Annotated in this window: 26 protein-coding genes and 1 tRNA gene; 16 read left to right on the top strand and 11 right to left on the bottom strand. The window is 64.5% G+C overall.

Annotation, left to right across the window (positions count from 1 at the left end; translation table 11 throughout):
* The first annotated feature begins 54 nt into the window (after positions 1 to 54).
* The 6 genes from fabI (at position 55) to MY494_RS07255 (ending at position 4939) form a co-directional block, all read left to right on the top strand.
* A complete protein-coding gene (gene fabI / locus MY494_RS07280) occupies positions 55 to 834 on the top strand; it encodes an enoyl-ACP reductase FabI (RefSeq protein WP_247909571.1) in 780 nt (259 codons plus the stop codon).
* A 3-nt stretch (positions 835 to 837) separates the two neighbouring features.
* Positions 838 to 1707 carry a bestrophin family ion channel gene (locus MY494_RS07275; protein WP_247909570.1) on the top strand — a complete coding sequence of 290 codons (870 nt, stop codon included), beginning with the start codon at positions 838 to 840 and terminating at the stop codon, positions 1705 to 1707.
* A 49-nt stretch (positions 1708 to 1756) separates the two neighbouring features.
* Positions 1757 to 2359, top strand: coding sequence for an imidazoleglycerol-phosphate dehydratase HisB (hisB, locus tag MY494_RS07270; protein ID WP_247909569.1), 603 nt, complete (start codon positions 1757 to 1759; stop codon positions 2357 to 2359).
* 55 nt (positions 2360 to 2414) lie between these two features.
* Positions 2415 to 3857 (top strand): carotenoid oxygenase family protein, encoded by a 1443-nt coding sequence (locus MY494_RS07265; RefSeq protein WP_247909568.1) that lies wholly within the window; start codon positions 2415 to 2417, stop codon positions 3855 to 3857.
* Positions 3857 to 4153, top strand: a complete 297-nt coding sequence (locus MY494_RS07260) for a YciI family protein (RefSeq protein WP_247909567.1) — start codon at positions 3857 to 3859, stop codon at positions 4151 to 4153. The genes MY494_RS07265 and MY494_RS07260 overlap by 1 nt, the downstream gene beginning before the upstream one ends.
* 93 nt (positions 4154 to 4246) lie before the next feature.
* Positions 4247 to 4939, top strand: a complete 693-nt coding sequence (locus tag MY494_RS07255; RefSeq protein ID WP_247909566.1) for an SIMPL domain-containing protein — start codon at positions 4247 to 4249, stop codon at positions 4937 to 4939.
* On the opposite strand, the gene rdgB is transcribed toward MY494_RS07255, so the two are convergent.
* Together rdgB and MY494_RS07245 are read right to left on the bottom strand one after the other, a co-directional pair.
* Positions 4924 to 5526: an RdgB/HAM1 family non-canonical purine NTP pyrophosphatase gene (gene rdgB, locus MY494_RS07250; protein ID WP_247909565.1), complete on the bottom strand. Its 603-nt coding sequence runs from the start codon at positions 5524 to 5526 to the stop codon at positions 4924 to 4926. The genes MY494_RS07255 and rdgB overlap by 16 nt on opposite strands.
* Positions 5526 to 6992, bottom strand: coding sequence for a phosphoglucomutase/phosphomannomutase family protein (locus MY494_RS07245; protein WP_247909564.1), 1467 nt, complete (start codon positions 6990 to 6992; stop codon positions 5526 to 5528). The genes rdgB and MY494_RS07245 overlap by 1 nt, the downstream gene beginning before the upstream one ends.
* Positions 6993 to 7092: 100 nt before the next feature.
* Between MY494_RS07245 and MY494_RS07240 the strand changes: the two genes are divergently transcribed.
* Complete coding sequence (locus MY494_RS07240; protein ID WP_247909563.1) at positions 7093 to 8550, top strand: TM0106 family RecB-like putative nuclease; 1458 nt, start codon at positions 7093 to 7095, stop codon at positions 8548 to 8550.
* Here MY494_RS07240 and MY494_RS07235 read toward each other — a convergent pair.
* Both MY494_RS07235 and pyrE read right to left on the bottom strand, forming a co-directional pair.
* Positions 8547 to 9407 (bottom strand): folate-binding protein YgfZ, encoded by an 861-nt coding sequence (locus MY494_RS07235; RefSeq protein WP_247909562.1) that lies wholly within the window; start codon positions 9405 to 9407, stop codon positions 8547 to 8549. The genes MY494_RS07240 and MY494_RS07235 overlap by 4 nt on opposite strands.
* Entirely contained in the window at positions 9404 to 9988 is a 585-nt protein-coding gene (gene pyrE, locus MY494_RS07230; RefSeq protein ID WP_247909561.1) for an orotate phosphoribosyltransferase, read from the bottom strand. The genes MY494_RS07235 and pyrE overlap by 4 nt, the downstream gene beginning before the upstream one ends.
* A 60-nt stretch (positions 9989 to 10048) precedes the next feature.
* On the opposite strand from pyrE, the gene MY494_RS07225 reads away from it, so the two are divergent.
* The 4 genes from MY494_RS07225 to MY494_RS07210 all read left to right on the top strand — a co-directional run bounded on the left by MY494_RS07225 (position 10049) and on the right by MY494_RS07210 (position 12949).
* Positions 10049 to 10543 carry an Occludin/ELL family protein gene (locus tag MY494_RS07225; RefSeq protein ID WP_247909560.1) on the top strand — a complete coding sequence of 165 codons (495 nt, stop codon included), beginning with the start codon at positions 10049 to 10051 and terminating at the stop codon, positions 10541 to 10543.
* Between the two features lie 12 nt (positions 10544 to 10555).
* A tRNA-Ile gene (locus tag MY494_RS07220) sits at positions 10556 to 10628 on the top strand.
* A 10-nt stretch (positions 10629 to 10638) separates the two neighbouring features.
* Positions 10639 to 11922 (top strand): hemolysin family protein, encoded by a 1284-nt coding sequence (locus tag MY494_RS07215; protein WP_247911989.1) that lies wholly within the window; start codon positions 10639 to 10641, stop codon positions 11920 to 11922.
* Between the two features lie 34 nt (positions 11923 to 11956).
* Positions 11957 to 12949, top strand: a complete 993-nt coding sequence (locus tag MY494_RS07210) for a Gfo/Idh/MocA family protein (RefSeq protein WP_247909559.1) — start codon at positions 11957 to 11959, stop codon at positions 12947 to 12949.
* A gap of 1 nt (position 12950) precedes the next feature.
* Here MY494_RS07210 and MY494_RS07205 read toward each other — a convergent pair whose 3' ends face one another.
* On the bottom strand, positions 12951 to 16148 hold the full coding sequence (locus tag MY494_RS07205) for a glycoside hydrolase family 15 protein (RefSeq protein ID WP_247909558.1): 3198 nt from the start codon (positions 16146 to 16148) through the stop codon (positions 12951 to 12953).
* A 63-nt stretch (positions 16149 to 16211) separates the two neighbouring features.
* Here MY494_RS07205 and MY494_RS07200 point away from each other — a divergent pair, with 63 nt between their 5' ends.
* A complete protein-coding gene (locus MY494_RS07200) occupies positions 16212 to 16958 on the top strand; it encodes a WecB/TagA/CpsF family glycosyltransferase (protein ID WP_247909557.1) in 747 nt (248 codons plus the stop codon).
* Positions 16959 to 17028: 70 nt separating this feature from the next.
* On the opposite strand, the gene MY494_RS07195 is transcribed toward MY494_RS07200, so the two are convergent.
* Complete coding sequence (locus MY494_RS07195) at positions 17029 to 17172, bottom strand: photosystem II reaction center protein K (protein WP_094589924.1); 144 nt, start codon at positions 17170 to 17172, stop codon at positions 17029 to 17031.
* Between the two features lie 30 nt (positions 17173 to 17202).
* Positions 17203 to 18324 carry a tRNA guanosine(34) transglycosylase Tgt gene (gene tgt / locus MY494_RS07190; RefSeq protein WP_247909556.1) on the bottom strand — a complete coding sequence of 374 codons (1122 nt, stop codon included), beginning with the start codon at positions 18322 to 18324 and terminating at the stop codon, positions 17203 to 17205.
* A 29-nt stretch (positions 18325 to 18353) separates the two neighbouring features.
* Here tgt and MY494_RS07185 point away from each other — a divergent pair, with 29 nt between their 5' ends.
* Positions 18354 to 19115 (top strand): adenosylcobinamide-GDP ribazoletransferase, encoded by a 762-nt coding sequence (locus MY494_RS07185; RefSeq protein WP_371820570.1) that lies wholly within the window; start codon positions 18354 to 18356, stop codon positions 19113 to 19115.
* Here the strand turns inward: MY494_RS07185 and MY494_RS07180 are convergent.
* Positions 19066 to 20202: a sensor histidine kinase KdpD gene (locus tag MY494_RS07180; protein WP_247909555.1), complete on the bottom strand. Its 1137-nt coding sequence runs from the start codon at positions 20200 to 20202 to the stop codon at positions 19066 to 19068. The genes MY494_RS07185 and MY494_RS07180 overlap by 50 nt on opposite strands.
* 316 nt (positions 20203 to 20518) lie before the next feature.
* Here MY494_RS07180 and MY494_RS07175 point away from each other — a divergent pair, with 316 nt between their 5' ends.
* Positions 20519 to 20890 (top strand): DUF3155 domain-containing protein, encoded by a 372-nt coding sequence (locus tag MY494_RS07175; RefSeq protein ID WP_247909554.1) that lies wholly within the window; start codon positions 20519 to 20521, stop codon positions 20888 to 20890.
* A 66-nt stretch (positions 20891 to 20956) separates the two neighbouring features.
* On the opposite strand, the gene MY494_RS07170 is transcribed toward MY494_RS07175, so the two are convergent.
* Positions 20957 to 21574 carry an alpha/beta hydrolase gene (locus tag MY494_RS07170; RefSeq protein WP_247909553.1) on the bottom strand — a complete coding sequence of 206 codons (618 nt, stop codon included), beginning with the start codon at positions 21572 to 21574 and terminating at the stop codon, positions 20957 to 20959.
* A gap of 59 nt (positions 21575 to 21633) precedes the next feature.
* On the opposite strand from MY494_RS07170, the gene purH reads away from it, so the two are divergent.
* Both purH and MY494_RS07160 read left to right on the top strand, forming a co-directional pair.
* Positions 21634 to 23193, top strand: coding sequence for a bifunctional phosphoribosylaminoimidazolecarboxamide formyltransferase/IMP cyclohydrolase (purH, locus tag MY494_RS07165; protein ID WP_247909552.1), 1560 nt, complete (start codon positions 21634 to 21636; stop codon positions 23191 to 23193).
* A 51-nt stretch (positions 23194 to 23244) separates the two neighbouring features.
* Positions 23245 to 23709, top strand: a complete 465-nt coding sequence (locus MY494_RS07160) for a DUF4079 domain-containing protein (RefSeq protein ID WP_247909551.1) — start codon at positions 23245 to 23247, stop codon at positions 23707 to 23709.
* Here MY494_RS07160 and MY494_RS07155 read toward each other — a convergent pair whose 3' ends face one another.
* Entirely contained in the window at positions 23710 to 24348 is a 639-nt protein-coding gene (locus MY494_RS07155) for a DUF1997 domain-containing protein (protein ID WP_371820569.1), read from the bottom strand. It abuts the gene before it with no gap.
* Between the two features lie 95 nt (positions 24349 to 24443).
* A complete protein-coding gene (locus tag MY494_RS07150; RefSeq protein ID WP_247909549.1) occupies positions 24444 to 25664 on the bottom strand; it encodes a 4-hydroxy-3-methylbut-2-enyl diphosphate reductase in 1221 nt (406 codons plus the stop codon).
* Positions 25665 to 25666: the final 2 nt, after the last annotated feature.

Raw genomic sequence — 25666 nt, 5'->3', positions numbered from 1 at the left:
TTGAGTCCACGGCCGTGGCTGGGTGAGAATCCCCCGATCGCAAGTGCCCGATTCATGCTCCTCGATCTGCGCGGTAAGAAGGCCCTCGTCACGGGCATCGCCAACAACAAGTCGATCGCTTGGGGCATCGCCCAGCAACTGCACGCCGCCGGCGCTGAACTCGGGGTGACCTACCTCCCCGATGAGAAGGGGCGCTTTGAAGGCAAGGTGCGTGAGCTGACCGCGCCCCTGGCTCCGACCCTGTTTGAGCCCCTCAACGTGCAGGATCCCTCTCAGATCGAGGCGGTCTTTGCCAAGGTCAAGGAGCAGTGGGGTCAGATCGATGTCCTCGTGCACTGCCTGGCCTTCGCCGGTAAGGACGAGCTGATCGGTGATTACTCGAACATCTCTCCCGAAGGCTTTACCCGGGCCCTCGAGGTGAGCGCCTATTCCCTGGCACCGCTCTGCAAGCACGCCAAGCCCCTCTTCAGCGAAGGCGCCAGCGTGATCACTCTCAGCTACCTCGGCGCTGAGCGTGCGATCCCCAACTACAACGTCATGGGCGTGGCCAAGGCCGCTCTGGAGGCTTCCGTCCGCTATTTGGCCGCTGAGCTGGGTGAGAAGCAGGTGCGCGTGAACGCCATCAGTGCCGGTCCGATCCGCACCCTGGCCAGCTCGGCCATCGGCGGCATCCTCGACATGATCCACAACGTCGAAGAGAAGGCACCCCTGCACCGCACTGTCACCCAGGACGAGGTGGGCGGCACCGCGGCGTTCCTGGCCAGCAACCTGGCCTCTGGCATCACCGGTCAAACCATCTATGTCGACGCCGGTTACTGCATCACCGGCATGTGAGCGATGCTGCGCCAGGTCGGCCCACTCGGCAGTTTCAAGGTTGCGGCCTATTTGCTTCGGCATCTCTGGTTGGATCTTTTGCTCGCTGGTGCCCTATGCGCCGCCAGCGTTCCTTTGAATCCGCTCCTGGCTAAGAAATTCGCCCCAGAGGTGCTTTTGCCGATCTGGGGCATCGCCGTATCGGTGTTCATCGGTTTTCGCCATGGCCAGGCCTATGAGCGCTGGTGGGAAGCCCGCAAGCTCTGGGGCGCTTTGTTGAACCACAGCCGCAGCTGGCGCGATCAGTTGAGTGCATTGATGGTTGACTCGGCGACTCCCCTGCTTCAGCAGCAGGCGATGTTGCTTTGGGTTATCAACCTTGAACTCCGTGGGCGCTCCCATCCCGTTGCCCGAAGGGCACTAGCGGCCCTGGACTGGAACGGCTCATCGGCTGATGCCTTGCTGCAATCTCAGGCCCTGGCAGTTGCTGACCTTCACCGCTCAGGGGCGATTGATGGCTGGGGAAGGCTTCAGCTGATGGATGTGCACGCCCGGACCGTTGATGCCCTTGGTGGCCTCGAGCGCATTCGGAATCACCCTCTACCTGCTCCCTATGACGTGTTTGTACGGGTTGCGGTTTGGAGTTTCGGCTACCTGCTGTTCCTGCGGATGGATGCCCTCTACGCCCCTTACGGAGGCTGGGTGGGCTGGGTCGTGATGTTGCTGTTCATTGCTGTGGAGCGCTTGGGGGCGTTTATCGAAACGCCCTTTTCACCCGCTGATCTCGCCCTACCGATGAATCGGATCAGCGCAGCCGTGTCGCGTTTGCTGCTTTCGAGCGAGCATCCCGCCGCCCAGACGCCGGACTCTGAGCGAGCTCTGATCTGGACCTGAGCTTGCGCGATTCGCGATGATCGAAGCCAGCTGAAGGCACGCGTCACACATGCGCACAGGCGAAATCCATCGCGTGACCGGTGAAACCGATGTGCGCGTCAAGCTGAATCTCGATGGCACGGGCCAGTGCAGTGCGAGCACGGGCGTGCCCTTCCTCGATCACATGCTTCACCAGATCAGCAGTCATGGGCTGGTGGATCTGGAGATCAAGGCCGTGGGTGACACCCACATCGATGATCACCACACCAATGAGGACGTGGGCATCGCCGTGGGCCAAGCCTTGGCTCAGGCCCTGGGTGACCGGCGCGGGATTCACCGCTTCGGTCACTTCGTGGCGCCCTTGGATGAGGCCTTGGTGCAGGTGGCGCTCGACTGCAGTGGCCGTCCGCACCTGAGCTTTGGGCTGCAGATTCCCGCTCAGAAGATCGGTACCTACGACACCGAGCTCGTCAAAGAGTTCTTCGTGGCGGTTGTGAACAACTCCGGCCTCACCCTGCACATCCGCCAGCTGGATGGGGTCAACTCGCACCACATCGTTGAGGCCTGCTTCAAGGCCTTTGCCAGGGCGCTCCGTTTGGCGACGGAGGTAGATCCGCGCCGGGCAGGGGCTGTTCCCAGCAGCAAGGGCGTGCTGGAGCGCGCGGGCGCCTAGGCCCGCTTAACACTCCGTTACGCGATGATGGCGAAGTCGCTCTGCGTCTTCGCCCATGACCGTCGCCCCTGCTCTCGGCTACGACCGCTCGGATTGGGCCAGTGCCTTCCGCAATGTTGGAGTGGAGCTCGATGGGGTTGCGCTGACTGCCGCCCGCGGCGCGGTTCCGGCTGAGCTCAAGGGCACGCTCTACCGCAATGGTCCTGGCCGGCTCGAGCGTGGCGGGCAGTGGGTGCATCACCCCTTCGATGGCGACGGGATGATCACGGCCCTGCGGTTTGAGGACGGTCAAGTCCAGCTGCGCAATCGTTTCGTGCGCACGGAAGGCTTCGAGGCAGAAGAGCAGGCCGACAAATTTCTCTACCGGGGTGTCTTTGGCACCCAGAAGCCCGGCGGACTGGCCGCGAACGCGTTCGACCTGCGGCTGAAGAACATTGCCAATACCCACGTGGTGCGGCTGGGGGATCAGTTGCTGGCGCTCTGGGAAGCCGCCGAGCCCCATGCGCTGGACCCCGAGACCCTGCAAACCAGTGGTTTGAGTCGGTTGGACGGATTGCTGAAGCCCGGTGAGGCCTTCAGTGCCCACCCGCGCTTTGACCCGGGTCACCACGGCGAGCCGCGGATGGTGACCTTCGGGGTGAAGACCGGCCCCCGCAGCACGATTCGGCTGATGGAGTTCTCCAGCAGTGGGGAGCTGCTGGCGGACAGCCGCCACAGCTTCAAGGGCTTTGCTTTCCTGCATGACTTCGCGATCACCCCGAACTGGGCGGTGTTTCTGCAGAACGCGGTGGCGTTCAACCCGACTGGTTTTGTCCTTGGCCAAAAGGGTGCGGCCCAGTGCCTGGCTTCCAAGCCTGGAGAGAAGGGACAGTTCTGGCTGATTCCCCGCAGCGGTGAGGGCAAGCCGCTGCAGATCTCGGCCCCTGAGGGCTTTGTCTTCCACCACCTCAACGCCTTTGAAGAGGGCGAGGAGCTGGTGGTGGATTCGATCTACTACGACGATTTCCCCTCGATCGGTCCGGATGTGGACTTCCGCCAGGTCGATTTCGAATCGATCCCGGAGGGTCAGCTGGTGCGCTGCCGCATTCACTTGACCAGCGGTGCGGTCAGCACGGAAGTGCTGGAGGCCCGCACCTGCGAGTTCGCGATGGTCAACCCCGAGCGGCAGGGTTTGGACGCCCGCTACAGCTGGATGGCGGTGGCGGAGCGGGAGCGCGGTAATGACCCGCTGCAGGCGATCAAGAAGTTGGATCTCAGCACGGGTGCAGGCCGGGTTTGGAGTGCGGCGCCCCGTGGCTTTGTCAGTGAGCCCGTGATGGTCCCGCGCCCCGGTGCCACGGCTGAGGATGACGGCTGGGTGCTCTGCCTGGTCTGGAACGGCGCCCGCTGTGCCAGCGATCTGGTGATCCTGGATGCGGCCAGCCTGGCGGAGGTGGCGGTGCTGGAGCTCCCCTTGGCGGTGCCCCATGGCTTGCATGGGAGTTGGACCCAGGCCTGATGCCCTGGTTCATCAAAACCGAGCGCTTCCTGCGGCCCTACGCCCAGATGAAACCCCACCTCGAGGCCCATCGCCGCTGGGTCGAGCAACGGCGCGCTGACGGTGTCATTCTCAGCAGCGGCTATCTGGTGGATGGCGAGGGTCAGCCCGGTGGCGGGGGATTGCTCTTGCTGCAGGCTGCGGATTACCGCGAAGCCGAAGCGCTGATTCAGCAGGATCCGATGCTCCTCAGTGGCGGGGTGGAGTGGACGATGCAGCAGTGGCGCCCTGCGGTGGGTGATCTCGGGGTGATCTGAGGGGCCATTTGGATTTAGTCGCAGCTGCCCCTGAGTTGGGTTGTGACCGCACCCTGGATCCCCCCTAGACCGGAACCATCAGCCGTTTGAGCCATGTTCCGTTCGCGTTCTGCCGTCTTCAGCCTCGCTCTGTTGCCCGCCCTGATGATGCCTTCACCTGCCCAGGCCGGGGGTGGTGATCGCTGTGGTGGCACCCTCTATCAACTCCAGGTCAGCCAGAGCGGCACGACCGCCTTCGATCGCTTCCGCTTCAACCTGGACCTCTCGGCGGAGGCTGCGACCAAGGCCGAGGCGATGCAGCAGCTCAATGCCCGGCTGGAGCGACTGCGCTCCGCTTTGACGCCCCTGGTGAGCGGGCGGATCACGATCCCGGCGCCCAGGACCTACGCGATTGGTGGGGGCAGCGCCGGGCCGCGGCGTCAGCGGGCGACGACCAACGTCTCCGGCGAGGTCAGCAAGGCGAACTACGACGCCTTGATTCAGGCCGCCGGCAAGCTGCCGGGGGTGAACCTGAATGGCTTCACTTCCTTGGCCGCGAGCGGTAGTGCGGAGACCGTGCAAGCCCAATTGATGCGCCAGGCCCTGGCTGATGGCAAGCGCCAAGCCCAGGCCACGGCCGATGCCCTTGGACTACGCCGGGTTCAGCTGCTGCGGATCAATCAGCGCGGTGGCACTTCCCCGCGGCCGGTGGCGATGAACCGCGCTCTCTCAGCCAGCTTCAACCCTGATGAAGCGCCCGCGCCGCGCAACTCGGTGAGCCTGGCGCTGGATTACTGCGTGTCGTGATCCAAGAGGGCTTGCAGTTGGGGTCTCAGGGCGGCGAAGGCGCGGCCCCGATGCCCCAACTCCGCTTTCAGTCCTTTCGGCATTTCCGCAAAAGTGAGTTGTGCTTCTGGGACGTAGAAGACGGGGTCGTAGCCAAAGCCGCCAGCACCGCGGCATTCCGTCAGGATTTGGCCGGGGCAGTGGCCTTCCACCTCCAGCACCACCTGCCCGCTGGGGTTTGCTAGAGCTAAGGCAGCGGTGAAGCGGGCTGAACGGGAGGTTGGGTCTTGGGCGCCGGCAGCGCTGAGCTCCTGGAGCAGCCGCTCAATGCGTGCCGCATCGGTGGCCGCGTAGCGGGCCGAGTGCACTCCAGGCGCGCCACCCAAGGCATCCACGCTCAGACCGGAGTCATCGGCCAGGGCCCACTGCCCCGTCGCTTGGGCAACGGCCTCGGCTTTCAGGCGGGCGTTGGCGGCGAAGGTGTCACCGGTTTCCTCCACCTCAATTCCTTCGGGCTGGGGTTGGGTGTTGAGGCCCAGGTCTTCCAGGAGCTGGCCGAACTCACGCACCTTGCCGGCGTTACCGCTAGCGATCACCAGGGTGGTCATCAGATTCCCTCGGCCAGCTGGCGGGCCCAGCTGAGTACTTCAGCCACGCGTGCCTCGCTTGGGGCCTCGCAGTAAAGCCGCAGCAAGGGCTCGGTGCCGGAGAAGCGCAGCATCAACCAGTGGCTTGGGCCCAGGCGCAGTTTCACTCCGTCGGTCGTGATCACCTCTTGCACCACGGCTCCGGCGACCTCCGCCGGCGGCGTGCTGGCCAGGTACTGCTCGAGCCGTTGCCGGGTGGCCATGTCGCGCAGGCGCAGGTCCAATCGGTCGTAGGCCGCGGCGCCACCGCAGCGCTCCTGGAGTTCGCTGACCCGGACGCCGAGGGGCTGGCCTCCCTCCACGAGGGCCTCAATCAAGAGCAGCGCGGCGTAGAGGGCATCGCGCTCCGGCAGGTGGCTACCGAAGCCCACACCGCCCGACTCTTCGCCGCCCACCAGCACGTCACTGCTGAGCATTTCGGCGGCGATGTACTTGAAGCCCACGGCTTTTTCCAGCACGGGTCTACCTAGGTTCTCGGCCACCAGTTGCATCAGGTCCGAGCCGCTCACTGTTTTGACGACCGAACCGCTCAGCCCCTTGGCGCGGGCCAGGTGATCGATGAAGAGCGGCATCAGCAGTTGGGTGCTGCAGAAGCGTCCGTGTTCATCCACCGCAGCGATGCGATCGCCATCGCCGTCAAACACGATGCCCACCGCTGGCCGGCCGGCCAGGGTCGAGGCCCGCACCTCCGCGATCAGCTGCTGCAGGTAGGGGGCCAGGGGTTCCGGTGGATTGCCGCCGAAGAGCGGGTCGCGGTTGGAGCGGATTTCCCGCAGGTGATCGCTTTGGGCGGCGCCCTCCAGCAGGCGGCTGAGGCCCCCCGCAGCTGAGCCGTGCATGGGATCAATGATCACTTGGAGTCCCAGGCGCTCCAGGCCATCGCTCAGGGCCTCGGTGTCGACCTTGGCCTTGAGGCCGGTCAAGTAGGTCCCCATGGCGTCAAAGCGCAGGATTTCCCCGTGGATCGGCACGGAGATGCCGCCGGCCTGCAGCCGCTGCTCCACGCGCTGGGTGAAGTCCCCTTCCACCGATCCCCCGAAGGGGCCCTTGATCTTGAGGCCCAGCCACTCCGGCGGGTTGTGGCTCGCGGTGATGACCAGTGCACCAAGGGCTTGCCGCTCCACCACAGCCCAGCTGGCGGCCGGAGTGGGGATGGGCGCTTCCGCAAGCACCGGCACCAGGTCGGCTCCACGGACGGCGCTGCAGATCGCTTCGGCGAGTTCGGGCGCGAGGAAACGGCGGTCGTAGCCGATGACCACTTCGCGGCTGTTCAGGCCGGCTGGGGCCGAAGCCTCCAGCTCCCGCGCCGAAGCCGCCGCCACCGGCAGCAGCCTCTCGACGGTGATGTCCACCCCGAGGATGCCCCGCCAGCCATCGGTGCCGAAGGCGATCGGGCTGGCCTCCAAGGGCAGGGGCGCTGAAGCCATCGGAGCAGGGCACGGGCGTTATCCATGGTGCTAGCAGCCCGCCTCACCGCCTGCGTTGATCCAGGTGCCGGACCCGAAGACGGCCACCTAGCGTCAACGGGTGCCTGGCCAAATCCTGCTGACCGACCGGCTGTTGCGCAGTTGGCTGCGCTGCAAGCGCCGCGCTTGGCTGGATTGCCATGGCGACAGCTCTCAGCGCCAGTGGACCTCCCACCGGGAGCTGCAGCTCGATGAGCAGCGCCGCAGTTTCGTCACGTTGTTCCCTGAGCGCCCGGGCCGTGGCGAGGCGGCGGCCCGCACGGGTGCTCCAGCGGTGGTGGGCTTGCGTTTGAAGGGAGAGGGCGTTGAAGCCCATCCCCCTCTCTTGCAGCGGGTCAAAGGTTCCAGCCGATGGGGCGCCCATAGCTACCGGCCGGTGTTGTTTAGGCCGGGCCGGCGCACCACCCGTGAGCACCGCTACGTCCTTGCCCTCTGGGGAGGCTTGCTGGCGGAGGAACAGCAGGCGCCGGTGCGAACGGCCTTGGTGCTGTCCGGCTCGGGGCGCGGCCTCCAGCAGGAAACCGTCCCATTGGCTGGCAGCCTGCCGCGGCAGCTGGATGAGGCGCTGGGGCGTCTGGCGGATGACCTGCGCCGTCCCACGCCGCCCCCGTTGGTGGCCGATCGCAAGAAGTGTGTGCTCTGCAGCTGGAAGTCCAGCTGCGATCAAGTGGCGGCGGCGGAAGGGCACCTCAGCGAGGTCAGCGGGATTGGCGCAAAGCGGCGCGACATGTTGCTCGAGTTGGGAATTGATCGCCTGACGGTCCTGGCTCAGGCCGATCCAAGCGATCTGGCCGATCGACTGATGACCTACGGCGAGCAGCACGCCGAAATTGCCCCGCAGCTGGTGACCCAGGCCCAGGTTCAGGCGAAGGGCGAACCGCTGCGGCGTGATCCTCTGGCGGCCTTGCCGGAAGTGGTGGATGCCCCTGGGGTGTTGATCTACGACATCGAATCGGATCCCGATGCCCGGGACGATTTCTTGCACGGCTTTGTGCGCCTGCCCCGCAATCCCGATGGCAGCTGGCCGGATCTGGCTCAGGCCTCAGAGGCGCCTTATCACCCAATCCTGGCCCTGCTTGAGCATGGCGAAGAGCGCCTCTGGGAGCGCCTGATGCGTCTGCTCGAGACCTATCCCGATTGGCCGGTGTTGCACTTCGGTGAGACGGAGGTCCTGGCCCTGGTGAAGATGGGCCAGCGCCTCGGGGTGCGCGAGCGGGAGCTCAAGGCTTTGCGTGCCCGGATGCTGGATGTGCATCAGCGCCTGCGCCAGCACTGGTGGATGCCCACCAACAGCTATGGGCTCAAGGCGGTGGCCAGCTGGCTCGGTTTCCGTTGGAGTCAGCCGGGGGTTGATGGTGCGCGGGCGCTGCTCTGGTGGCGGCGTTGGCGTCTGGGGGGAGCCGGCGCTGATGGCCGTGGCTCCCGCCAAAACCTGCGCCGGATCTTCCGCTACAACCACGACGATGGCCTGGCCACCTGGGTGGTGGCGCGCTGGCTGCTCGAGCAGGACGGGCGTTAGCACTGACCGCCGGCCTCCACCGGCGGATCGATGGAGCCCAGAGGCTTGCTGAGGGTCAGCGTGACTGTGCCGGCTTGGAGCGTGGCGGCGTCCAAGCAGGAGCGGCGGATCAGCGCCAGTCCCTGGTGGCCCTGTGCGGAGGTCACCACACCTGCGCGTTCACCCTCGGCGTTGCTCAAGCTTGTGCCCGGCTCAACGGCTTCGCTGCTCTGCCAACAGCGCAGCTGCTGCTTGACCCCGTCGTAGGTGGCGAGTTTCGCCAGGGTCTCTTGGCCCACGTAGCAGCCCTTGTTCAGGCTCACCCAGGCCGCGAGTCCCAGCTCGAAGGGGTTGGTGTCGTCGTTCAGTTCGCCAGGTGCCGCGGGCAGTCCATGGCGCAGGCGGTTGGCTTCCACCTGTTCGCTGGACCATTGCGGCAAGGCCTCAAGCCAGGACGGCAGCTTTGATCCAGAGCGCTGCAACAGGACAGAAGCATCGGGACCGCTGCCCAGGTCAACGCCGGGTTGCAGCAGATCAGCGCCATCGACTTCGACGTCGCCCTGCCATTGCCAGAGGGTGGCCGGTTCAACAGCACCCAGCCGCACGTTGTCAGCCGGGAAGAGCACGCGATCCAAGCTGATGCGGACGGCTTCGCCATCGCCGGCGATCACGATCAAATCGGCGCCGGAGTCATCCACACCCACCAAGGCAAGGCCCCGCATGCGGGCCGTGGGGCTGATTAAGCAGGTGGCCAGACAGGCGCCGGGTTGGGCTAACTCAATCGCTTGGCTGCTTTGGCCGTGCAGGAAGCGACGGGTGTCGCTGCCCTCTAGGCGGATCAAGCTGACGGGGGTGGCCCAGCGGCTGGCAGCGCTCATGCCTGGTGTGCGGCAGCGACTTCATCGAGTTGGAACAGGCTGCGCAGCTCCAGGCCGGCCTCTTGCATGGCGGCCAGACCACCTTCTTGGCGATCGACGATGGTCACGACGCGCTCGACCACGTAACCCGCTTCCCGCAGTTGTTTGACGGCTTTCAGGGATGAGCCACCGGTGGTGACGACGTCTTCAAGGACGGTGATGCGGCTACCGGGTTCGGGGAGGGGCCCCTCCAGCCAGGCACCGGTGCCATGGCCCTTGGCCTCTTTGCGGACGATCAGTGCATCCAGCGCCTGTCCGGCCAAGGCCGCGGCTTGGGCGACGCCACTGACCAGGGGATCGGCGCCGAGGGTGAGGCCCGCGACGGCCACGGCGCCGGGCTCCACCAGGTCCAGCATTTGCGCCGACAGCAGCGCCAGGCCGAGGCCACTGAGGCTGACGGGTTTGCAGTTGACGTAGTGACTGCTGGTGCGCCCGGAGGCCAGGGTGAAGTTGCCGTGGCGGTAGGCCCGCGTGGCGAGCAGCTCCAGCAGCAGCTGCCGCTGTTCGGTGCTGGTGGCAGGCAGGGAAATGGTTGTCGTCACTCCGCTGGCGTCTGGCTCTCGGTCTGTCTAGTTTGCGCCTAGAGCTCACGGCCCCAGGGGATGCAGTTGCTCCGCTCGCTTGCCATCGCTGCTGGTCTTGCTGCTTGGACCATCCCCACTGCTTCGGCGGGGCCAGTGGTTTGCCGCACCAGCATTGAGGCACCCCTGGATGGTTCGCCCTTGGTGGAAGTGAGTCGCTGCGCTCCTTTGACGACGACGTCTGAGCTGATGGAGCAGCGCTTCTTCAGCTACACCGCCCCCTACGCCCGTGGGGTGAGCGTGATCAATCAGATCACTGACGTTCTCGGCATTGCCATGGGCGGCCGCGAAGGCAATCGGGTGATGGGCCTGGGCTTCCCCGATCAGACGATCGTTTGGGACGGCTCAGCGGTTGAGAACACCTATCAAGTGCTCTTGGATCAGCAGAGCAACCCATTGCCTTGGCGCACAGCCGATGTTTCCAACGGCTTCTGCCAGGGGTTGTCCCAGGGCGGCTGCGGCCTCTCCAGCACGCCGATTGAGCCTGCTGTAACACCCGTGCGTGGCCTGTGGTAAACCACACCCGCTGGGGGTCTAGCAATCTGGTGAATGCAGCGGACTCATAATCCGCCTTAGGCGAGTTCGATCCTCGCGACCCCCACTCCTTGGCGATGCGATTCCTGGCTCCGGCGGCCCTGCTGATCCTGCTGGCCTTCTTCGCGGCGTCCGAGTTTGCTCTGATTCGTCTGCGTCCGACCCGGGTGCAGTTGCTGGAGGAGGACGGTCATGCCGGGGCAACCGCCGTCGCCCGCCTGCAGCGTCGCTTGCGCCGGGCTCTGGTGGCGACGCAGCTCGGCATGGCGATGGCGCTGTTGGCCTTGGGCTGGAGCGGTCGCGCTCTGGCGGAACGGCTTTCTGCAGCCTCCAGCCATCAGGTCTGGTGGGACATCGCGGTGTTTGCCGTGCTGGTGCTGCTGGCCACCCTGCTGGGTGGTTTGGTGCCCAAGGCCTGGGTCTTGCATCGCCCTGAGGCCACTGCGCTGCGGCTGGCTCCGGTGCTGGAGAACCTGATTCGCACCCTGGCACCGTTTTTGGCGGTGGTCGAACGCCTGGGTGATGGGGTGCTGCGGCTGTTGGGGTTGCCCCGCAACTGGGATCAGTTGGTCCCAGCCCTCTCCGCCGGTGAGCTCGAGACGTTGATTGAGTCCAACAGCGTCACGGGCTTGATGCCCGATGAACGGGACATGTTGGAGGGGCTCTTTTCGCTGCGTGACACCCAGGTCAGGGAGGTGATGGTGCCCCGCTCAGGGATGGTCACCCTGCCGCTGGAGGTCCGTTTTGGCGAATTGATGGAGGCGGTCCACACGACCCATCACGCCCGTTTCCCCGTCTTGGGTAGTTCCCTCGATGACGTGCGTGGGGTTCTTGACCTGCGCCGCCTGGCTGAGCCGATCGCCAAGGGCCTGCTGCAGCGCGATTCACCCTTGGCTCCCTACGTCACCCCGGTGACCAAGGTGCAAGAGACCACCCCGGTGGCGGAATTGCTGCCTTTGATTCGCAGCGGTCAACCGCTGCTGTTGGTGGTGGATGAGCACGGCGGGACCGAAGGCCTGGTGACGATCTCCGACTTCACCAGCGAGATCGTCGGTGAGGAAGAGGATCCCGAGAATCCCGAGGAGGATCTCCAGCAGCTCCAGGACCACAGCTGGCTCGTGGCCGGAGATTTGGAGATCTATGAGCTCAACCGTGAGCTCAACCTTCAGTTGCCGGAATCCGACGAACATCACACCCTTGCGGGCTTCCTGCTGGAGCGTCTGCAGCACATCCCCTCACCTGGGGAGAGCGTCTTTTGGAAGGGGCACCAGTTCGAGGTCTTGGCGATGGATGGCCCTCGGATTCACCGTGTAGAGATCAGTCGCCGTTTGGCTGAACCCGCCAGCGAAGACGACCTCTGATCCCTGATAATTGCTGCGCCGGAATTCCAACGCCATGAAGCCAGTCCGCGTTGGAGTGATCGGAATCGGAAATATGGGTTGGCACCATGCTCGGGTGCTCAGCCTGCTCAAGGATGCCGAGCTGGTTGGAGTCGCAGATCCTGATCCCAAGCGCGGTCAGCTGGCGGTTGAGCAGTTCGGTTGCCGCTGGTTTGCCGACTACGCCGAGCTGCTCAAAGAAGTCGAAGCGGTCTGCATCGCGGTGCCGACCCTGGTTCATCACCGGGTGGGGATGGCCTGCTTTGACGCTGGGGTCCACGTCCTGATCGAGAAGCCGATCGCGGCGACGCAAGACGAGGCGTCCGATTTGATTCGAGCCGCCAAAGCAGCCGGCCGTCTGCTGCAGGTGGGTCACATCGAGCGCTTTAACCCGGCCTTCCGCGAGTTGGTGAAGGTGGTGGCGGGAGAAGAGGTGGTGGTGCTGGAGGCCCGCCGCCACAGCCCCAATCCGGACCGTGCCAACGACGTGTCCGTGGTGCTGGACCTGATGATCCACGACATCGATCTGGTGCTTGAGCTGGCCCAGGCGCCCGTGGTGCGCCTTGCCGCCGCCGGCGGCCGCAGCGCCGATGGTCCAATCGATTACGTCAATGCCACCTTGGGCTTTGCCAATGGTGTCGTCGCCAGCCTGACGGCCAGCAAGATGGCCCACCGCAAGATCCGCAGCCTCTCAGCCCACTGCCGCAGTGCCCTGGTGGAAACGGATTTCCTCAACCGCAGCCTGCAGATCCACCGGCGCACCCACCAGTCCTTCAGTGCTGACCACGGCGAATTGCTCTACCGCAACGACGGCTTTATCGAAGAGGTCAGTACTTCCCCGGTGGATCCCCTGGTGGCTGAGCTCGAGCACTTCCTCCAGTGCGTGCGCGGCGAGGAGCTGCCCGCCGTGGATGGCCCTCAGGCCTCGCGTGCCTTGCTGTTGGCCGATCTGATTGAGCAGTGCGTTGAGCAGGCCAACATCTGCATGACCCTGCCGGAGCCGATCTAGCTCAGGCCATCTCAGCGAGTTCCTTGAGGGCCAGCAGTTGCCAGCGGCGGCAGTCTGCGGGGGACGAGCGGTAGAACTCCTCCCAGGCATCGCCTTTGTGGCTGCCGTAGTCAGAGGGGTCGGAGTCGGGGTGGCGCTGTTGCCAACCGACCCGAACGGCGTGGCCAATCACCACATCCAGAACGAGGTCGTCATCGACGCTGACCTCTGGGTTGGCATCGACAAAGGCAATCAGGGTCACCAGGGTCTCGATGCAGAGGCGCCGGTATTCAGGCGCTTCGATCTTGCTGATCAAGTGCTCCACGTGAACGGCGAAGTTGCGCTCGCCGGGGGTTTTCTCTTTGAGCAGTGGCGCGCTCTCCAGACGGTTGCGGCGTTCGAGCTTGTCGCCGATGACCAGGCCGCGGCAGTGGTGCAGCAGGCTCCAGATCCCGGGGTGGAAGTCCCGCGGGACGTTTTGCAGCGCCCCCATTCGCTCGCGGTGCTTCAGCCAGTTTTCGCCTTTTTCGAGTTCTTCAAGCGGTTCTGGCGCTTCCCAGCTCACCCGGCCACTGAGGTGCAGTTGCTCCTTGCGTTGGAGGGCAGCCTTGGCGTGCTCCACATCGCTGAGCACCTGTTTGAGCCGGCGTCCGATGGCGTGGGGAGGGGTGTCGCAGAGGGCCTCGAAGGCGTCACTCGGCGAGAGGTTCTGCTCCCCAGCTACTTCACTGGTGAGTAGCAGCAAGAGCTGCCCCAGCTGCAGGGTGAGGCTGCCGCTCAGCAGCGCTGGATCACGCCGGGCGAGGCCATCCAGGGCAAGCAGAAGCTCCTGTTGCAGCACCCATTCGCGGCTGTCCTCGCCGCTGTAGCGCCGGATCCTCGCTGCAATCGCTTTGCTGCTCAGGGGCTGGGTGATCAGGGAGTCATTGGTGTAGTTGCGTCCCACCACGACGTGCTTCTGGCGCACCAGCAGATCCGTCAGGGCATCCTCGAGTTGGGGATGCGCCAGCCCCAGCACCCCAGCGCAGCGCCGGACCACGTTCCAGTCGCCTTCTTTGAGGCCCCGGCGGTAGGCCTCCTCCAGCAGAGCTTTGGGCGTTGCATTGCCGCTTGGACCCGTCAGAACGGCCGAGAGGCCGAGCCGGCGTACCAGCAGCTCCAGGAGCTCAGCTTGCTCCTGCAGGGATGCGCTTTGCCAGAGCCGCTCCAGCAGGGCATCGAGGCTGGATTCCTCGAGCTCTTGCTCCTCTGCTGCGGTCAGTGGTTTGTCCAGGTTGCTGCTCTGCAGTCCCTGGGTCAGCTCCGCCGGTGCGCTGGCGGCTGCCTCGTGTTGGTAGCTGGGCAGTTCGGCCCAGCAAGCCTGGCGGGCCAGGACATCCAGGCTGCCGAGTTGAACGGCTGTGCCACCCAGGACGCCGCTGCGCAGGGTCTCCCCCAGCCGCAGGAACGTCTCCGGGCTGCGCTGGAAGGGGCCTTCTTCGACGGGGATCAGCAAGAGCGGCAGGCCGCTGCCGCGCCAGTGGCGCTGAAGCTGACTGATTTCGTTGGTGACCGCATCGACCAGCTGCTCGGGGTCATCCGAGAGATAGAAGGTGTCCTCCTCCAGTACCGCTGGCAAAAAGGCCAGGGTTTGGCCGTCTTGGCGGTAGAGCCGGGCGGTGGCCATGGTTTCCATCCGCAAGCGCGGGTGACCGCTCAGCCCGAGGCGGGCATTGGCCCCCACCTGCGCCATCCGCCGGCCCAGCTCTTTGGAGCTGGCAATGCTGGTGGCACCGGCTGGCCGGCTCACGGCGAGTCCGGCCTGCTCGAGCTCTGTTGCGATGCTCTCGCGCGCGGGAACAAAACTGACCAGCACCTCCGTCGCGCCAAGGCTGCGACTGCGGCGCCTCTCGCTGGGGTCGAGTTGCTGCGGCTCCAGCAGACCCAACAGCATCAGATCGCCCAGCCAGGTCAGGCTCTGCGTCCAGAGCAGTGGCACGTTGTCGTTGGCCACGCGCTCCTGGCTTCCCGGTTGCTGGCGCTCGGCTTCAACGCGGGCTGCGGGCACCACATACACCTCAGGGAGCAGCTCCACCCCATCAACCTCGAGCGCCACTTTGCGCAGACGCTCCCGCCAACTCCAGGCCTCACTCCAGCGCTCTTCGCAGCAGGCCGTGATCAGCTCATAGGCCAAGAACAGGGGCCATTCGCATTCGATGTGCTCGAACTGGGCCAGTTCCTCGCGTTCGTAGTGCAGTCGGTTGTGGTCCTCCACCACGGTCTGATGCCCATCCCGGCGGAAGCGCTTGTAGCCGTAGGGTCCGCCCAGCTCGGTGCGGATCTTCTCGCGGGTGCGCTCCACCAGTGCGCTGTCTTCCACGGCCCAGGCCGGGTAGCCAATCACCGAGAGGCAGGCCGCATCGACTTCTTTGCTGGCCGACTCCCGCGGCAGCAGGCCGCTCAGGGCTCGCCGCAGCCGGACGATGGCGTCGTGGGGGATGTGCAGATGGTTTTGCCCGCTGCCATGGGGGCCATAGAGATCCAACCCCTCCAGGGCCTCGAGGGCTGCTTTGACGAGGCCGATGGAGCTGGCGTTGCGTTCCGGCAGGCCGTGGTTGCCCTTGTCGCCCCGCTCCCAAATGCCGTAGTCGCGCACCCGGTAGGCGCGGGCCACGTAATAAACGAGGTTTTGCAGGAAATCCCGTTCGTGGCTGGTTTGCACTACCACCAGTCCCGAGCGGGTGAGCTGCGCCAGCTGCAGCAAGAACAGGGCCGTGGCATCGAGCTGCAGGTGGCCCCAGCCGTCATCGGGGACCACGGGATCGCCGCTGCCGGTGTCGTATTTGGCGTGCAGGCAATCGAGCGGTGAGAGCGTCTGTTTGAAGCGCTCCACCTTGTGGGCCTGGCGCAGCATGGCGTTGAGCAGGCCCCGCATCAGTTGCAGCACCCGTTGCTCCAGCTCGTAGACGCGGGAGGTGGCACCACTCAAGCGGCGGTGGGCTAGGGCGAGGCCCCAGACGCATTGGATCGAATAGACGCAGTCCCGCACCCAGGCATCGCCGTAGTTGCCATGGACGTTGTTGGCTGTGCTGGCGGGGAGCAGGCCGGTGATCGGATGCTGGCGCTGCAGCACCACCTGATCGATTTGCCGGTCCAGTTCATTCAGGCGTTGCCAGGCCTCTGCGGCACTCAGCTGCAGCGGTGCGGCGCTTTGAGCCACAGGGGCGCTGCTGAGGGTCATGGGCGAGCACTGCCTGAAGGCCAGCCATAGATTCTCTCGTGCGGCCTATCCCCGACGGCATCAATGGCGACTCCCGCCAGCCCCACAGCGTTCGATCAGCCCGTCTGGGAGGTCACCCAGGTCTTGGGTGTGCAGGTGGCCGTGGCCACTGATGTGCTCGATGCAGCCTTGGCTTTGAAGCAGCAGGGCGGCGGTCAGATCGTCACTTTGAACGCGGAGATGACGATGGCGGCCCTTGCCGATCCCGCCCTCGGCGAGGCCATTGCGGCTGCGGATCTGGTGATTCCTGATGGCGCTGGTGTGGTCTGGGCCCTGAAGCGCAAGGGCTACCGGGTGCGGCGCAGCCCTGGCATTGAGCTCGCCCGTCAGCTGTTGGTCGAGGCGGCTGCTCGCAGCTGGCGGGTGGCTCTGGTGGGAGCCACCCCCGAGGTGATGGCGCTGGTCTCGGCCCGGCTGAAGAAGGAAATCCCCGGCTTAAACCTGCAATTCAGCATCCACGGCTATCAAAGCCCGGAGCAATGGCCCGGTATCGAGCAGCAACTGCTGGATGCTCGCCCGGATCTGGTGCTGGTCGCCTTGGGGGTGCCGCGCCAGGAAACCTGGATTCAGCGGATGCATCTCCATCAGCCCGGCCTCTGGATGGGTGTCGGCGGCAGCTTTGACGTCTGGTCGGGTGCCAAGCAGCGCGCGCCGCAGTGGATGTGCCGGCTCCAGATCGAATGGCTCTATCGCCTGGTTCAAGAGCCCAGCCGTTGGCAGCGGATGTTGGCCCTGCCGGAATTTGCCTGGGCGGTTCTGCGCCGGGGCTGAAGCCAGCAAAAAGCGGTGGAGACCCATCGGCCCCCACCGCTTGACTCATTGAGTGCTGTTCAGCTCTGGTTCAGCGGAAGCCGACGGAGGCTTGCCAGACAAAAGCCAGCAGCAGGAAAAACAGAGGAATGATGGGCAGGATGTCCACCAGAGGACCGAAGGCTTGGTAGGCCTCGGGCAGCTGGGCCAAGGTCTGCAGGGCGTAGGCGGCCATCCCGGAATCGTCGTTGGCTAGGGACGGAAGCTACCACGTGTGGGCGGCTGGAGAGTTTGGTTCCCACGGAGCGAAATCCTCTGAAAAACAGCCATCCCGAATGGCGCGTCCCATGGCGGTGCTGAAGCGCACCAGTTGGGTGATGTTGTGGAGGCTCAACAGGATCTTTCCGAGCAATTCGTCCGTTTTGATTAGGTGATGCAGGTAGGCACGGGTGTGGACCGTGCAGGCCGGGCAGCTGCAGCTGGGATCGAGCGGGCTGTGGTCATGGCGGAAGCGGGCGTTTTTCAGGTTCCAGCGTTCTCCGCCGACCAGGGCCGCTCCATGGCGTCCCAGGCGGGTAGGCAGGACGCAATCAAAAAGATCGAAGCCATTGGCCACCGCGATCGCCATCTCCGGAAGGGTGCCCACACCCATGAGGTAGTGCGGCTTGTCGTCTGGGAGTTGGGGGCCGACTTGCCGCACGATCCGGTGCATCTCCTCGGCGGGTTCGCCCACGCTCACACCACCGACGGCGATGCCAGGCAGGCCCATCGAACTGACCACGCGTGCCGATTCCTCCCGCAGGCGAGGAAAGCAGCCCCCCTGGACGATGCCGAAGAGGGCTTGATCGCTTTTGGTGTGACTGCTGATGCAACGCTCGAGCCAGGCATGGGTGCGCCGGCAGGCGAGCTCCACCTCAGCTTCTGTGGCTGGGTAGGGCGGGCACTGGTCAAAGGCCATCGCCACATCCGCACCAAGGGCCATCTGAATGGCCATGGAGCGCTCAGGGGTGAGATCGATGCGGGCTCCATCGCGGGGGGAGCGAAAGACCACGCCGCGGTCGTTGATGGTGTTGATGTCTCCCAGGCTGAAGACCTGAAAGCCGCCGGAGTCCGTGAGCATCGGCCCGTCCCAGGCCATGAAGCGATGCAATCCACCGCCATCGGCGACGATCTGCTCACCGGGCTGCAGATGCAGGTGGAAGGTGTTGGAGAGCACCATCTCCGCGCCTGTGTCCTTGAGTTGCGCTGGGGTGACCCCCTTCACCGTCGCCAGCGTCCCCACGGGCATGAAGCGCGGCGTGGTCACGACGCCGTGGGGGGTGTGAAAGCAGCCGCAGCGGGCTCCGGTGCGCGTGCAGCGGGCCGTGATCTCGAAGTGGAAGCTCATCGAGGCGGCAGGATCATCTGGCCCCATCGTTGCTGGCCGCCCGCATGCTCAGGGATTGGGCTGGAGCTTGGATCTTTTACAGCGTCTTGCCGCTGCCGCCGGGGGTGACCCCGCGCTTTGAGCGCATCGCGCGCTTCGCTCCCTGGGTGGGCCTGGCCATTGGCCTGTTGGAAGCCGGGCTCTGGCAGTTGTTGATGCCTGCAGGTCTGCTGGTGCAGATCCCCCTGGTGTTGGTCTTGGGCATCAGCTTGAGCGGTGGCCTGCATCTCGATGGGCTCATGGATACGGCCGATGGCTTGGCCGCTCCCGCTGAGCGCCGGCTGGAGGCGATGGATGACAGCCGGGTTGGAGCTAGTGGGGTCCAGGCCCTTCTGGTGGCCCTGTTGCTCCGGATTGCGGCGTTGGCCTGGCTCGGCTCGACAGCGCCCGTCGCCTTGGTCTGGGCCTCGATCTGGGCCCGGGTTTCACCGCTCTTCGCCATGGAGGCCTTCCCTTATCTGCGCCAGCGCGAGGGCACGGCCGCCTTTCACCTGCGCCATTGGCAGGGATTGCTGGCGGAGTTGGTGCCCTCCCTGCTGCTGGTTTTTGCCCTGAGTGGGCTGCTGTTGGCTCTCGGTCTCAGTCAATGGGCGCTCCTGGGCTGGCTCGGAGTGCTTCCAGCACTGGTGATTCCCTGGTCCTTGGGACGGCGCCTGGGCGGCCACAGCGGCGATAGCTATGGCGCCTGCGTGGAGTGGAGCCTTAGTTGGACGCTGTTGGTGTTGGCTGCGGTGGCGTCTTGGGCAGGCTGAGCTGAAAGGCGTTGCCTGTATTCGGTAGCGCTGGATCGAGGCAGGAAGGCGGGATCAGCAACTCCAGGGCACCACCAATGCGCTCCGCGAGGTCTCGACCCAGCGCCAGTCCGAGACCACTTCCAGCGACAGCACTGCCGGTACTACCCCGCGTCCCCTTCTGGAAGATCTGCTTCCGTTCGGCGTCTGGGATTTCTGGGCCTTCGTCCCAAACGGCCAGCACCAGTTGATCGCCTTGCTCTTGGCACAAGAGGCCGACGCGGCCGCCTGGGCGGCTGTAGCGGAAGGCGTTCTCGAGCAGGTTGGCCACAATTTCTGAGACGGCCGCGGCATTGCATGGCTGGGTGGGAAGCTCCCCCGGCGGGACCCAACGCCGGCCCTGCAGGCTGGCGGTTCCAGCAGCCCGCTCCATTAAGGGCTCCAGCACTTGGTTGAGCGAGCGCAGGGCGTCACTGCTGAAGGCTGGCGGCAAGAGGAGGGGTTGCAGTCCGCCTTCGGCAGGGGGGAGCAGCGGTGTTTGGCTGAGTTGATCAATCGCATCCAGATAGCGATTGATCTGGTGCTGCTCGCTCAGCAGGTTGTCCACCAAGGCCTGGTTGGCGCTATCGCCATCAAGGCGGCGCCTCAGCAGTTGGCCAAAGGTGCGCAGGGCCGCCAGGGGATTGCGCACCTGGTGGACCAGCAGCTTGAGCTGGTCATCCCGCAGGGCCAGTTGCCTGCCGAGCCGTTGCTGGTCTAAGTCGAGTTTGAGCGCTTCAGTGAGGCAGAGCGCCGTCGCTTCGAGTCGATCACTCAGGGGCCTCGGCCAGGGCCAGCAGTCCGTGTCGATCCGCAGGGCGCCCAGCAGCAGCGGGCCGTCCCGCAGGGCGAGCCAGCGGCGGGTGCTGCCCTCTCCCGGTGATGACTCGCTGACACCGCTCTCGAGGACCAGAGCCTGCTGGGGCCATTCGCCGATCGAGAGGAGCGAGGGCTCCCCACTGGCGCTTGGGAGAGCGACGTACACCACCAAAGTTCGCAAATCGGGACGATCTGCGAATTGGGCAAGTTGTTGCTTCAGCAGCGCGAGAAACCGCTTGGAGACTTGCATCTATGCGGCGGCTTGAGGTTGGTCCACGGCCTTCGAAAAGATCTTTTCTCGGGGACTTGGTTCAAATCCGAGAAAAAGTCTTAAGATTTGGGTATCGACCAATACCGAGCGGCCTGATGCAGGCAGCGCGGCGGTGGCTTCTGCCTCTGGTTGCAACTTTGTTGCATCGAGGTTACAGCAGTAGAGATTCTTCTCTTTGCTGCTTTGAACGCCAACGCTCGCTTTGCTGTCACTTTGGGCTGTCAGAGGTTTGGGCGTTGTTGAAGACCTTCTGTCTTCGTCTCTTCGTCCCCTCCGCCCTTCGGGGTTCCTTCTCATGTCCAAAAAGCGTAAGCGCGTCAGCCGCCGCCGGCTCGCCGGTCAGCGAGTTCTGGCCCATGTCGGCGTTCACAACATCGAAACCGGTGAGTACAAGCCTGTGACGGCTGCTCGCCGCTACATCGCCGAGTCAGGAATTGTTCCTCCCGCTCTGGTGAATGTCCGTCGTAACGAGCACACCACCGACCGCTTCTTCTGGGGCGAAAAGGGTCTGTTCAGTGCTCAATACGCCGAGGAGAACCACTTCCTGTTCCCCTCCCTGCGTGAAATCGTCGATCGCATCGGTGAGGACAACCTCTTCGCCGGTCTGGAGGCTCTTGCTGCCGACGACTGGGAGGAGATGGAAGAGTACGAATACGCCTTCGTCTGATTTCCACCCTCTCCCTGAAGGGCATTGGGCCGGCCTTCCACGTGAGGCCGGCTTTTTTGTTGGTCTCTATGGCTGAATTGGCCCTTGCTCGATCTGCTCTGCAATAAAGCCTTTGAGCTCAGGTAGAACCGATTCATCAATGCCATGGCCGCCCTCAAACGGAAGGAGTCGCGCCGTCTGACCGCTGGCCTGGAGTTGCTGCTGCAGCTCTTCACTGGCCAGGAAGGGGACCACGGGGTCCTGGCGGCCGTGGGTCAGGAGCACCGGAGGACAGCACGAGGGCGGCTCCCAGCCCTGGTGGGGGTAGCCGCTGCAGGCAGCGATGCCCGCCAAGGGCAGTGTTGTGCCGACATCGAGCGCCATGGCTGCACCTTGAGAGAACCCCAGCAGCACGGTTCGCTCCAGTGGCACGCTCTCTCCAAGGGCGAGGAGCCGAGCTTGGAGGCTGGAGCGTGCCGCAGGTAGGGCGTCCCAGTCGATTGGCTGCAGGCCATACCACTGCCGACCTGTTCCGTAGGGATGGGGTTCGGGGGCGCGCAGGGCGACAACACTGGTCTGGGGGCTGACGAGCAGTTCCCCGAGATCCAAGAGGTCATCGGCATCAGCGCCCCAGCCATGCAGCAGAACGAGGCGTTGTTGCGCTGGCTCTGGCCCCAGCTGGAGCTGGTCGGGACGGCTAGTCATCGGCGGAACTGGGAGCTGCTCCTGCGTAGGTTGGACCTTCTGCCGACCTCTGCATCGCCATGGCGCCCACGGCCCTGCTCAGCGTGTCCAACAAGGAAGGGCTGGTGCCCTTGGCCCAGGGGCTGTTGGCAGCCGGCTATCAATTGATCTCGAGCGGTGGCACCGCTGCGGCCTTGGCCGCAGCGGGGGTCCCGGTGACGAAGGTCGCGGATCACACTGGCGCACCCGAAATCCTCGGGGGCCGCGTCAAAACCCTGCACCCCCGGATTCACGGCGGCATCCTGGCGAAGCGCTCCGAGTCGTCGCATCAGAGTGATCTCGCTGACCAGGGCATCGCCCCAATCGACGTAGTCGTGGTCAACCTTTATCCCTTCCGCGAGACGATTGCTCGGCCTGACGTCAGCTGGGACGCGGCCATTGAGAACATCGACATTGGCGGCCCAGCGATGGTGCGTGCGGCCGCCAAGAACCATGCCGATGTGGCCGTTTTGACCAGCCCGGCGCAATACCCCGCTTTTCTGGAGGCATTGGCTGCTGGCGCGATCAGTCCTGAGTTACGACGTCGACTGGCCTTGGAGGCGTTCAGCCATACCGCCGAGTACGACACGGCCATTAGCGAGTGGCTGAGTGCCCAGCTTGAGGCTCAGAGTGCTGGCACGTTCAGCCTTGAACTCCCCGCGCGTCAAAGCTTGCGCTACGGCGAGAACCCCCACCAAAGCGCCACCTGGTATGCCCAGCCTGGGGCGGGACTGGGTGCGGGCGAGCAGCTTCAGGGCAAGGAGCTCAGCTACAACAACATCCTTGATCTCGAGGCCGCCCTCGCCACGGTGCGCGAGTTCGGCTACGGCGGCCAGCCCGCTGGCGGCAACGCCTTCAAGCCGGCGGCGGTGGTCGTGAAGCACACCAACCCCTGTGGCGTGGCGACTGGCACGGGTAGTGCCAATGCGCTTGAGCGGGCACTCGATGCTGACCGCCTCTCGGCGTTTGGCGGCATCGTGGCAATCAATGGCCCCGTCGATGGGGCGACCGCCGGGCATTTGACCAGCCTTTTCCTGGAGTGTGTGGTCGCGCCCTCGTTCAACGCCGAAGCTCGCGAGCTGCTGTCGGCGAAGGCCAATCTGCGCTTGTTAGAGCTGGCTCCAGAGGCGATTGAGCGCGCCAGTCGTCAACAGCTCCGCAGTGTCCTCGGCGGTCTTCTGGTTCAGGACCTGGACGATCAGCCCGTTGATGAAACCGCTTGGCAGGTGGTGAGCAAGCGTCAGCCCAGCGCGGAGGAGCTTGCGGATTTGGCCTTCTGCTGGCGCTTGGTGCGCCATGTGCGCTCCAACGCCATCACCGTGGCCCGCGGCGGACAAAGCCTCGGGATCGGTGCTGGTCAGATGAACCGTGTTGGCTCGGCCAAGATCGCCCTCGAGACCGCTGGTGAGAAGGCCCGTGGTGCCGTCTTGGCGAGTGATGGCTTCTTCCCCTTTGACGACACCGTTCGTTTGGCGGCGCAGTACGGGATCACCGCTGTGATCCAGCCCGGCGGCAGCGTCCGTGATGCCGACTCCATCGCCGCTTGCGATGCGTTGGGCCTCGTGATGGTGGTGACAGGCCGCCGCCATTTCCTGCACTGATTTCCTGCACTGACTTAGCGTCGCGCGGTCCGTTCTCTAAGCCAGCGCTCCATGCCGGAAGCTCTCGCCTTCAATCTCAACTTCCTGCACCCGCTGGCGATGTGGGGCCTGCTTGCCCTGAGTGGCTACGCGATGTTCCTTGGCATTAAGGCCAAGAAAACCCGCACCGCCGATGCTGAAGCGCGCAAGACCCTGATCAAAGGGCAGTTCGCCAAGCGCCATTACCTCTACGGCAGTGCCGTTTTGGCCGTCATGGTGCTGGGCACCTTTGGTGGCATGGCCGTCACCTACTTGAACAACGGCAAGCTCTTCGTGGGTCCCCACCTCTTGGTCGGTATCGCCATGACCTGCGGTCTGGCTTTGGCCGCAGCCATGTCCCCGCTGATGCAGCAAGGCAACCTGATCGCCCGCAAGCTGCACGTGATGATGAACATGGGCGTTTTCACCCTGTTCCTTTGGCAAGCCGTGAGCGGCATGCAGATCCTCAACAAGATCTGGGAAAACCGCCCCGCTTGATCAGAACTGGGCCCGCCGCCTCGGCGGGCACTCCAGGCTGTGGGTGGCGTGGAAGTCTTCTTGAACCTTCCATGTCAGGCGCCTCGAGATTTGGCGCACGATTTGGCGCAGCAGGTGATCACCGCTGCTTTGCACCAGGCTCTCGGGCAGAAGCCCAATCACAGCTGGGAGCTTGATCCAGACGCTGAGATCCAGTTCCCAGCGCACGTCGGTGTGTGGTGTCTCAGCGTTTTGCTCTTCCAGCCGCAGTGCGGCGTTGAACTCCACGTCATAGAGGTCCCGCAGTCCTGGCTGGAACTGTTCAGGTGGCACCGTGCAAATTCGATAGACCCCTTGGCTCTGCGGCAAGAGCTCTAAGCCAATCGTCGGTTCGACTTCAAAGCCAAAGTTGCCGAAGCGTCCCAGGGTGAGCCGGTAGCCGTTTTGTCCCAAGCTGTCGACCTCCATCGGAGCCGCGCAGCGCCGGAACCAACCTTCATGGCGATCCAGGTAGGCCGCCACGGTTTTGGCTGGGGCACGCATCTCCATCACATCAGCGAAATGGCTGCTGTAACAGCGCACCCGCGTGTCGTGACAACGCCGAAGGGGCAGGTCGCTGGCGTCGACCTCAGGTTCAGGTGTGGTCACCGATGAGATCAACGCAGAAGGCCCTGTTGGAGGGTCTGGTTTTGGGTCAGATGAATCAATGTAAAGCCCGCTCGGGGCCGGGCTCTGCAGCGTCTGTGACAGCTGGACTAGCCGTCGGCCAAGGCGATCAAGCGGTCAATGACGTCTTCCACAACGCGATCGGGGGTGGAGGCGCCAGAGGTGATGCCAACCCGCAATGGACCGCCGGGAAGGAACGGCTCCACCACCTCTAGATCGCCCCCCAGGGGTTTGTGCTCAATCCGGTTGTTGGGGCCAATTCGCTCGGGGGTGTCGATGTGGAAAGAGCGAATCCCGCGGGTGATGGCGATCTCTTGCAGGTGGGTGGTGTTGGAGGAGTTGTACCCGCCAATGACCACCATCAGATCGAGGGGCTCATCCACCAGCGCGAACATGGCGTCCTGCCGCTCTTGGGTGGCATCGCAGATGGTGTTGAAGGCCACGAAGTGGTCGTTGAGCTCAGCGGGGCCAAAGCGCTGGAGCATCGTGCGCTCGAATAGCCGGCCGATTTCTTCGGTTTCACTTTTGAGCATCGTGGTCTGGTTGGCCACGCCCACGCGCACCAGATCCCGGTCTGGGTCAAAGCCTGGAGAGCAGGCTTTGGAGAAGCGCTCCATGAAGGCCTGGTGCTGTTCCGCGCTAGGGCTTTGGCCACCCGCACTGGCGAGGATGTAATCGCAGACCATCTGGGCCTCGGCCAGATCAAGGACCACCAAGTAAGTGCCGGCAAAGGAGCTGGTGGCGAGGGTTTCCTCGTGCTTCACCTTGCCGTGAATGATCGAGGTGATGTCGTGCTTCTTGTGCTTCTCCACGGTGTTCCACACCTTGGAGACCCAGGGACAAGTCGTGTCGACGATGTGGCACCCCCGCTCGTTGAGGAGTTGCATCTCCTGCACGGTGGCGCCAAAGGCGGGAAGGATCACCACGTCGCCACTGGCGACTTTGGAGAAGTCTTTGACCCCGTTCTCCACGTCGATGAACAGCACGTCCATCTCCCGCAGATGATCATTCACCGAGGGGTTGTGAATGATCTCGTTGGTGATCCAGATCCGCTCGGTTGGGTAGTGCTTTCGGGTCTCGTAGGCCATGGCCACAGCCCGTTCGACACCCCAGCAGAACCCAAAGGCTTCCGCCAATTTCACCTGGAGGCGGCCATGCTCCAGCTGATAGCCGTTCTCGCGGATGCTGGCGATCAGATTGCTTTGGTAGGCCTGCTCCAGGCTGCCGGCCACTTCTTCGCCCAGACCAAAGCCGCGGCGGTTGTAGCGATCGGAGTGATGGAGCGATCGCTTAAACGCGCGGGTATCCACAG

It is taken from the genome of Synechococcus sp. A10-1-5-1 (assembly GCF_023115425.1).
Lineage (GTDB): Bacteria > Cyanobacteriota > Cyanobacteriia > PCC-6307 > Cyanobiaceae > Vulcanococcus.
The sequence above is the reverse complement of the archived record's forward strand: the minus strand, read 5'-3'. Positions and strand labels throughout refer to the sequence as shown.